The sequence below is a fragment of the Pseudomonas sp. NPDC086278 genome, assembly GCF_050280905.1.
In the GTDB taxonomy this organism is placed as follows: Bacteria; Pseudomonadota; Gammaproteobacteria; order Pseudomonadales; family Pseudomonadaceae; genus Aquipseudomonas.
This window is the reverse complement of sequence record NZ_JBNNWE010000044.1, coordinates 38984-47554: the sequence shown is the minus strand read 5'-3', so window position 1 is coordinate 47554 and position 8571 is coordinate 38984. Positions and strand designations below refer to the sequence as shown.

Annotated in this window: 12 protein-coding genes; 11 read left to right on the top strand and 1 reads right to left on the bottom strand. The window is 57.0% G+C overall.

Translation table 11 applies throughout. The features are described 5' to 3' along the window. From ACQKP4_RS15615 to ACQKP4_RS15600, 4 genes are all read left to right on the top strand, one after another. Positions 1-458, top strand: a 458-nt coding sequence (locus tag ACQKP4_RS15615; protein WP_427634495.1) for a 2OG-Fe dioxygenase family protein, incomplete at its 5' end; no start/stop codon positions are given. A gap of 46 nt (positions 459-504) precedes the next feature. Further along, positions 505-918 (top strand): GNAT family N-acetyltransferase, encoded by a 414-nt coding sequence (locus ACQKP4_RS15610; protein ID WP_427634497.1) that lies wholly within the window; start codon positions 505-507, stop codon positions 916-918. Further along, positions 915-1631: an AzlC family ABC transporter permease gene (locus tag ACQKP4_RS15605; RefSeq protein WP_427634493.1), complete on the top strand. Its 717-nt coding sequence runs from the start codon at positions 915-917 to the stop codon at positions 1629-1631. Before ACQKP4_RS15610 ends, ACQKP4_RS15605 begins: the two co-directional genes overlap by 4 nt. Beyond that, positions 1610-1927 (top strand): AzlD domain-containing protein, encoded by a 318-nt coding sequence (locus ACQKP4_RS15600; RefSeq protein ID WP_077432265.1) that lies wholly within the window; start codon positions 1610-1612, stop codon positions 1925-1927. Before ACQKP4_RS15605 ends, ACQKP4_RS15600 begins: the two co-directional genes overlap by 22 nt. On the opposite strand, the gene ACQKP4_RS15595 is transcribed toward ACQKP4_RS15600, so the two are convergent. Beyond that, positions 1844-2770: a LysR family transcriptional regulator gene (locus ACQKP4_RS15595; RefSeq protein WP_427634491.1), complete on the bottom strand. Its 927-nt coding sequence runs from the start codon at positions 2768-2770 to the stop codon at positions 1844-1846. The two genes, ACQKP4_RS15600 and ACQKP4_RS15595, sit on opposite strands and share 84 nt — an antisense overlap. A 443-nt stretch (positions 2771-3213) precedes the next feature. On the opposite strand from ACQKP4_RS15595, the gene ACQKP4_RS15590 reads away from it, so the two are divergent. From ACQKP4_RS15590 to ACQKP4_RS15560, 7 genes are all read left to right on the top strand, one after another. After that, complete coding sequence (locus ACQKP4_RS15590; RefSeq protein ID WP_427634489.1) at positions 3214-3756, top strand: PBECR2 nuclease fold domain-containing protein; 543 nt, start codon at positions 3214-3216, stop codon at positions 3754-3756. Positions 3757-4034: 278 nt separating this feature from the next. Next, positions 4035-4445 carry an MbcA/ParS/Xre antitoxin family protein gene (locus ACQKP4_RS15585; protein WP_427634487.1) on the top strand — a complete coding sequence of 137 codons (411 nt, stop codon included), beginning with the start codon at positions 4035-4037 and terminating at the stop codon, positions 4443-4445. Further along, positions 4445-5122: an RES family NAD+ phosphorylase gene (locus ACQKP4_RS15580; RefSeq protein WP_427634486.1), complete on the top strand. Its 678-nt coding sequence runs from the start codon at positions 4445-4447 to the stop codon at positions 5120-5122. Before ACQKP4_RS15585 ends, ACQKP4_RS15580 begins: the two co-directional genes overlap by 1 nt. Before the next feature lie 270 nt (positions 5123-5392). Continuing rightward, a complete protein-coding gene (locus tag ACQKP4_RS15575; protein ID WP_427634484.1) occupies positions 5393-5614 on the top strand; it encodes a tautomerase family protein in 222 nt (73 codons plus the stop codon). A 115-nt stretch (positions 5615-5729) separates the two neighbouring features. Beyond that, entirely contained in the window at positions 5730-6440 is a 711-nt protein-coding gene (locus tag ACQKP4_RS15570; RefSeq protein WP_427634482.1) for an SDR family NAD(P)-dependent oxidoreductase, read from the top strand. A gap of 211 nt (positions 6441-6651) precedes the next feature. Beyond that, positions 6652-7560, top strand: a complete 909-nt coding sequence (locus tag ACQKP4_RS15565) for a peptidyl-prolyl cis-trans isomerase (protein WP_427634480.1) — start codon at positions 6652-6654, stop codon at positions 7558-7560. Beyond that, positions 7560-8558, top strand: coding sequence for a HupE/UreJ family protein (locus tag ACQKP4_RS15560; protein WP_427634479.1), 999 nt, complete (start codon positions 7560-7562; stop codon positions 8556-8558). Before ACQKP4_RS15565 ends, ACQKP4_RS15560 begins: the two co-directional genes overlap by 1 nt. The last annotated feature ends 13 nt before the right edge of the window (positions 8559-8571 follow it).

The window sequence follows — 8571 nt, the reverse complement described above, 5'->3', positions numbered from 1 at the left end:
ACTTCCAGGACTTTTCCGATGAAGTGATCAACTCGCCGGTGATGCGCAGCCTGATCGACACCGATTTCGAGGTGTACAAAAACGTGCTGCCGCCGGAGTTGCATGACGAAATCTGGCAATGCCAGATTCATCAGATCCGCATCGAAATCAAACCCGGCAAGCAACTGGAAATCACCCCTGAAGGGATTCACTGCGACGGCTATCCGTTCAGCGGCGTGCACTTCTGGGGCCGCAATAACGTGGAGGGCGCCGAGAGCCGTTTGTACTCCGCGCATGAGCAAGAACACCTGGCCTCGACGACGTATCAGGAAATCCTCGACACCACCTTCTTCCTCGATCGCGACATGCGTCACTACGTGACACCGGCACGCAATACCCATTCGCACGCGATGGCGTACCGGCAGATTCTGGCGATCTCTTTCTCGCGGCCCGGGACCGCTTTCGACATTGTTCGCTAATCAGCTCGACCCCATGATGAACATCGCCGAGTGCGTCGCTCCGGTGATGCTGCGGCGCACCACGGCCAAGGATGCACCACGCCTGGAGCGGTTCTTTCGGCAGTTTGAAGAGGTTTCGTTCTGCGAATGGCAGGACGCCAAATGCCTGCGCGGCGTGCTGGTGCAGAAGACCACCACCGCGTTCATCGCGCTGGATGTCAGTGGCGAAATCGTCGGCGCGGTGTTGGGCGGGATGCTTGGCAGTCGCGGCACGATCAACCACTTGGCCGTGAGCCCGTTGTATCGCAGCCAGGGCGTCGGTCAGCGTTTGGTCGAGGCGGCCTCGGCAGACATGAAACGCGTGGGCGTGCTGCGCATGTTCCTGTTTGTCGACGATGCCAACCTCGCCGGCCAACGCTTTTGGAGTGCCCAGGGTTTTTGCGAACCGCGCGGCGAAAGGACTTTTGAGAGGGATTTATGAATGAGACGTCCAGCCGCCAGCCGCTGATGGTCGAGCCGCTGCCTTCACGTACGTTCGCCGAAGCCAGTCCCGTGGTCGCGGGGTATTTCACGGTGTCGTTCGTGTTCGGATTGATGGCGGTGAATGCGGGTTTGCCGGTGTGGCTGCCGGTCGCCATGTGCCTGTTTGTGTACGCCGGCGCGTCGCAGTTCGCAGCGCTGGCGCTGATTTCCAGCGGCGCGTCGCTGACCACCATCATCCTCACTACGTTTCTGATCAACGCACGGCACATGCTGATGTCGGTTTACATGGCCAAGGCCTTGCAGACGATGGGCCTCAGTCGCCTGGAGCGCTGGTGTTACGCGGGCGGGCTGACCGATGAGTCGTTCGCTTTTCACAGCGTCAAACTGGGCAAAGGTGCGCCAGTCAACGTGCGTTACCTGATCGGCTTCAATCTGTATTGCCACACCTCGTGGGTGCTCGGCGGTTTGCTCGGGGCGATTTGCGCACAGTACGCGGCGCACTTGATCAAATATCAGCTCGACTACGCACTGACCGCGATGATGCTCTACGTGCTGGTTTCGTTGTGCAACACGCGTAACAAGCTTGTCGCCGCACTGGCCGCCATCGCCTGCATGGGGGCGCTGAGCCTGGCCGGCAGCTCGCCGTTCAACGTATTCATCGCCACATTCGTGGGTTGCGGGGTGGGTGTATGCCTGACCAAACGTTCCTGATTCTGGTCGTGGTGCTGATGATGGCCGTGACCTTCTTGCCGCGTGCGTTGCCGCTGCAAGTGAACACCGACCATTGGCCGCCCTTCGTCGCCCGCGCGCTGGAGTTTTTGCCGGTGGCGATCGTCGCTGCCATCAGCGTCACGCCGTTGTTGATCAAGGACCAACACGTGCAGCTCGATCGCCCGGAGTTTTACGCCGCGATTCCGACGCTGTTATGTGCGTACTTCAGCAAAAACCTCTTTCTCTCCGTTGCGGTGGGTACGGCTGCGTACATTGCGCTCGGCTCGTTCATGTAGCGGCAGGTCGACGACATCGTGCAGAGCCTGGCCCGACAACTCCGGATTATTGATCGCCAACCGCACTTCGAGGGCATCTTCGAAGCCGGGGAAAATCGTCAAACCGTTACGCTGGGCTGCATCGCGCGAGACCATGCCGAGGCCGTCCATCTGCGTGATCAACGACAGCGTCAGGGTTTCGCTACACGAATACACCATGCGTGTGCCCGACTCGTAATTGCCAAGGCCGGCGTCGAGAAAGCGCAAAAAGCTGTGGGAATACGGACAATCGTCTGCCGGACGCACCTGAAACTTGTTACCCAGCAACACCAACGGATCATGTTCCTGGCCGCAATGCGCACCGACCACCTGCACCTGGACCTCGGGCAGGATGATGCTCGGTAGGCCCGGCTGCTGCGGACCGATCAGCACGGCCAGGTCGAAGTCTTCGTTCTTGAGCTTGCTGAGATTTTCCATTGACTCGGCGTAGCTGAATTCCAGCTGGTAATCGGCAAACACCTCAATCAGGCGTCCGATCATTCGCCGGTTGAAGTCAGCCGAAAGCGTGGTGTTCAGCGCCACCTTGAGCGTGCGCTGCCCAGGCACCTTCAGCGCGGCAACTTTTTCTTCAAGCTGCCGCGTGGCGACCAATACCTTGTCCATGTAAGGCGTGAGTTCCGTGCCTTGCGTGGTCAGGGTCAACCCCTTGTTGGAGCGACGAAACAACCTGAAACCGAACTGTTCCTCGACCTTGTTCAACTGCGCAGCCAATGCCTGCACGGTCAAACACGAATGCTCTGCTGCCGCCGACAAAGAGCCGGTCTGCACAATGCGCATCAGGTTGCGTAGGGTTCTGCTATCCATTGGGTAATGCCCTCTAAAGTGGGCTGGCTATTGTTGAGTACCTGGCCGTCGGTTGGGCGATACGTGCTGGCTATAATCCTGCACATGAACACGCTTGTCCCGAGTTTAGTAGCGAAATGATGCTGCGTCCGATGGCTGGAGGCTTACATAGGGTCGGGGTTTTTGGGAAAGGGTGGGTGATCGGGGTTAAAAAAATGCTCAGGCCGGGAGGTTTGGGCATTTTTTTGGTTTTTTGTTTACATGGGATCGCGCCATTTCGTACGTCTTGAAGGCCGCTCTCTGCACAGCTGTCGGAAGTCTCCCAGTCAAAAAGAGGACTCGCCTGATTTTTTTCCATTGCTCAATTCGTTGGAATATCGACGTATCAATTCGAGGTTGTTCCTTCGGATTTGAGCCCATTGGATATCAAGGCATCTGCCCGCATCCACGACGCGAGCGAGTAGATGTCGATGGATGTACCCAGCATCAAGGAAGCTATCGGTCAGCAAACCTGGAAAGACATTGGGTTGCCAGATATCCGGGATATCCCGCTTTCGCTGCTGGCCTCGGATGCTCAGGAACAGCCAAGTGCGATTGATCTCGAGCACGCCTTGGAACAAGTTGCGCTGGGATTTGGACTGCAGGAGGGGGTTGAGGCTGTATTGCTTGAAACGCCATATGTATCTCTGTCCGTACGACGGCAGTACCTGTTGCACATCGTAGAGAAACGACCAAACGCCCGAGAGCGGTTTACAGAGTTCGCGTTGGATACGGTTCGAAACCCACTGGAGATTTGGCAGGTTTCATACAGCGACGGGTCCTGTCGCCTCGCGTTCATTGGCGCTTTCGACACAAAGTATCAAATGCTCGTAGTAGTCCATGTTGACCATGGAAACGTGCTTTGGAATTTTATGAACTGTGACAAGAAAGCGTTGAACAAGCATCGACATGGGCTTTTGGTTTATCAACGATACTTTTTCTCGAAACAAAAAAAGCAGCCTGATTAGGCTGCTTTTTTTGAAGAAGTCGCTTGATATTGTGCTCCCTCAAGCAGGGGAGAAGAGGTCTCACCCGAGCGCTGATTTCCAGGTTATCAACGGGGTTCCTAACGCCGACTATCGCCACCTGGGGCAGTCGGTTTCGCGCTCTTGGGCCGATTCTCTGCCAGTTACCGCAGGGGTGTCAACCTGACACTCCGCGCTCTTAAATTCAATTACGGAGTAAATTATATTTTTTGTTCGTATCTGTACTAGCATAAGAATCACGACACCAAGGAGGCCACCCCATGCCTGCCTCATCCACCGCCCTTAGCCCACAGCAACAACTCGACAACCCGGAAGCCGGCCGCGTTGCGCTCAAGTTCTTCTTCAACCTCATGGAGCGCTGGGGCTGTACCGCCGAGCAACAACGCACATTGCTGGGCAAAGTCGGCAATACCACCTTCTACAAATACAAACACCTGCCGCCCAATATCCGTCTGCCCCACGACACGCTGGAGCGCATTTCCTACCTGATGGGCATTCACAAAGCGCTGAGCATCATCTTCAGCAACAGCCGCGAACGGGCTTACACCTGGGTCAGCAGCCCCAACACCGCCGCGCCGTTCAACGGTCAGTCGGCGTTGTCCTACATGCTGGTCGGGCGAGTGGTCGACATCGCGGACGTGCGCCGTTACCTCGATGGTGTGCGCGGTTGATGGCGCCGCAACTGGCCGATCCACAGTGGCCAAAGGCCTATCGGATCGTTAACAGCTGCTTCCCGCCGATTTCGTTATTCGAGGACGTGCTCGACGCCGAAGACCTGACCACGGCCTATGCGCTGGAGGCGCTGACCAACGACCGGTTGATGGAAGAGGCTGGCGTGCTTTCTCGAGTGCGTCCCGAAGACCGCATCTGCGGCCCTGGCTCTACGCCAGTTATGGCGGCGTTCACGCATATCGGCAAGACCAGCCGCTTTACCGATGGCACCTTCGGCGTCTATTACGCCGCCAGCAGCCAGGCTGCCGCCATTGCCGAAACGCGTTATCACCAAGAGCGGTTCCTGGCGGCGACCAACGAGCCCGACCTTGAGCTGACCATGCGCACTTACGTCAACAAGGTCGTCAAACCGCTGCACGACATTCGGCAACATTACCCGCATCTGCATGACCCGAATCCGATGGCCTACGGACCGGCTCAAGTGTTCGCCCGCCAATTGCGGGACACACTGTCCTGGGGATTGCTCTACAACAGCGTTCGGTTGCCCGGGCATGAGTGTGTGGCGGCGTTTCGCCCACCGGCGGTGTCGATTCCGAAGCAGGGCAAGCACATTCGGTATGTGTGGAGTGCGAGCAGTCGGCAGATTTCGTTTGTGTTTGAGGTGAGCGAGGTGTGAGCCGCAAGGCCAAACTATGGCTGCGGCTTGAGAACGGTGTGGCCGATTTCTCAACGGATTTATGCCGGAAGGTACATTTCTACCTATCCATCAAGCCGAAAGCCTCGAACAATTCGAGGCTCTTCATTGGCGCTTTCCAGCGAGATACTCATTACACCACGTAACTAATGAAGTTCCCGCCCCCACCTTTATCCCCTCCAGCTAACTCCCTACATTGAACTCCAACGCCTACCCATTCATTCCGACGGGCAGGTCACTTGGAGATTCCTCATGCCTTTCGTAAGCGTACGCATCACCCGCGATGGCGTTACCCCGGAGCAAAAAGCTCAGGTGATCGCCGAAATCACTGAAACCCTGGCGCGCGTCCTCAACAAGGACCCGCACCTGACCCACATCGTGATCGAAGAAGTCGACACCGATAACTGGGGTTACGCCGGCCTCACCACCACCCAATACCGCAAGCAACTGGCCGAGGCCAAGGGCAAGTCGTGACCGCGTCCGTCGCCATGGATTTCATCTGCGGCGAGGTGTGACTGGGCGCGACGAGAACGTGGCCGGGGAAACCGATCAAGCCGCTTCAAATCATCATTTATCAGTGAGGTTCATCGTGAGCAGTTCGAAAAAAGTCATCGTTATCACCGGCGCCTCTCAAGGTCTGGGCGCAGGCATGGTCAAGGCGTTTCGTGATCTGGATTACAACGTGGTCGCCACTTCGCGTTCGATCAAACCGTCCACCGATCCGGACATCCTCACCGTGGCGGGCGACATCGGTAATCCGGAGGTCGCGCAGCACGTGATCCGTGAAACCATCGAACGGTTCGGCCGCGTCGACACGTTGGTCAACAACGCCGGCATCTTCATCGCCAAGCCGTTCACCGCGTACACCGCTGAAGACTACGCCAACGTACTGTCGGTCAACCTGAACGGCTTCTTCTACATCACTCAACTTGCGATCAACCAGATGGAAAAACAGGGCAGCGGCCACGTGGTCAACATCACCACCAGCCTGGTCGACCACGCAATCGACGGCGTGCCATCGGTACTGGCATCCCTGACCAAGGGTGGACTGAACGCGGCGACCAAATCCCTGGCCATTGAATACGCCAAGCGCGGCATTCGGGTAAATGCGGTGAGCCCCGGCATCATCAAGACGCCGATGCACGGTGAGGAGACTCATGCCGCGTTGGGCAATCTGCACCCGGTTGGGCGGATGGGGGAGATCAGCGATATCGCGCAGGCGGTTGTTTATCTCGATGGCGCGAACTTTGTCACTGGCGAGATTCTGCATGTGGACGGCGGGCAGAGCGCGGGGCATTGAGGGCTGGTTTTACCAACGACTGAAACACCAAAGCCTTCGTATTCTGCGAGGGCTTTTTTTTAACCGTCTAGCCGAATCTGTTGGCTCGCCTTAATCCCATTGCGACTAAGGCTTAGTGCTTATCGTGATTAGTCTCGGTGGAAAGTTTTGGGCCAGCGGCAATACTTCCATTTCGTATCGAAACTATTGATAAGGCGTGGAGCAATAAGGCATGAACTTGGCGGCCTCCGCAAAAAAACAATCTCGGTTTTCATTTATTAAACGCTGCCTGCGAGAACCGTTATTGCACTTTTTAGTGGCCGGATTTTTACTCTTTGCGCTTTACGGTGGTTTGCACAATTCAACCGTCAATCAGGCTCCTCAGCGAATCGAAATCACCCCTGAGGATATTCAGCGGATTGAAATCTCCTGGCTGGCGCGATGGCAACGCCCGCCTACCGAACAGCAACTTCAAGGCCTGCTCGATGATTACGTGAGAGAGGAAATTCTCTACCGCGAAGCATTGAAACTCGGCCTGGATAAAGACGACACCATTATTCGCCGCCGTCTGGCGCAGAAGATGGACTTTCTGGCAGAAGATGTCGCCTCCCTACGCGAGCCCTCCCTCGGTGTACTGGAGGCCTGGTACAAGCAGCATCAAGACCTCTACGCGCCACCGCCACTGGCGACCTTCCATCATCTGTTCTTCGCTTCGGACAAACGCGGTGCAGATGCGCAAGCGCAGGCTCAAGCAGCGCTGGCCACTCTGAAAGACAAGAACAGTGGCACAGGCGATGCGTACCTGTTTAAAGACACTTACGCCGAGCAATCTCAAGATCAGGTAGCGCGGGCCTTCGGTTCAAAATTCGCCATTGCCTTGTTCCAACAGACACCGGGACATTGGGTGGGGCCCATGGAGTCAGGTTTCGGCTGGCATCTGGTGTGGATTGAAGCACTGGCCAAACCTGCGGCTCCGCCGTTTGAGACAGTGGCCCAGCAGGTCAAGTCCGATTGGCTCTCCGAGCAACGTAGCGAGACGAAGCGCTCGAATTTCGAGGCGTTGAAAGCACGTTATGAAGTGGTGGTATTGATGCCGACGTCCGCCAGCGGGATCGCCACAGCCCAAACGGAGCAGCCGTAATGGGGCGTCCTGTCTGGCTCCTGTTGTTCTTTTTATTCATGGGGCAAGCGGCCCTGGCTCACGATGCCCGGCCCGCCTACATGGAAATCAACGAAACGGCCATCGGACGTTATGACGTTCTGTGGCGCACGCCAGTGCTCGCCGGGATGCGACTGCCTATCGCGCTGAGGTTCCCGAAAGACGTGCAAACCGTCGTTGAACCCGTGGAAAGCGAACTGAACGATTCACTGATCGAACGCCGGGTGATCGATGCCGGGCCTGCAGGACTGGTGGGAAAACGAATCGACTTTGTCGGCTTGCAAGCGAGCATCACCGACGTACTGGTGCGTGTCTCTCGTCTGGACGGAACGGTGTCGACCACGCTCGTCCAGCCAGCGCAGCCGTGGATAGAAATCGCCGCCACCCCGGGCGTATTTTCGGTGGCCCGTGCGTTTCTGGTCCATGGCATCGAACACATACTCGGTGGTTTCGATCACCTGATGTTCGTCTTCGGCTTACTGCTGCTGGTACGCAACGGCTGGATGTTGGTGAAGACCATCACCGCATTCACCCTCGCTCACTCCATCACCCTGGCACTCGCCGCACTGGGCGCCGTGCGGCTTCCCGGCCCTCCCGTCGAAGCTACGATCGCGCTGAGCATTCTGTTACTGGCGGTGGAAATCGCCCGCAAGAATCGTGGTGACCCCAGCTTCACTGCGCAGTGGCCATGGGTCGTGGCGTTCTGCTTTGGCCTGTTGCACGGCTTTGGTTTTGCCGGCGCACTGGCGGAAATTGGCCTGCCACAACGCGATCTGCCCTTGGCGCTGTTTACCTTCAATGTCGGTGTCGAGATCGGCCAGTTGATGTTCGTAGCCGTTGTACTGAGCCTTCGCGAGATGTTGCTGCGTTTAAGACTGCCAAAGCCTGCGTTGCTGTATGCCCAACCGATTGCTTCCTATGGGCTGGGAACGCTGGCCGCTTTCTGGTTTTTCGAACGGATTTCGACTTTTTGGTCCTGAGTGGTCCTGTCAC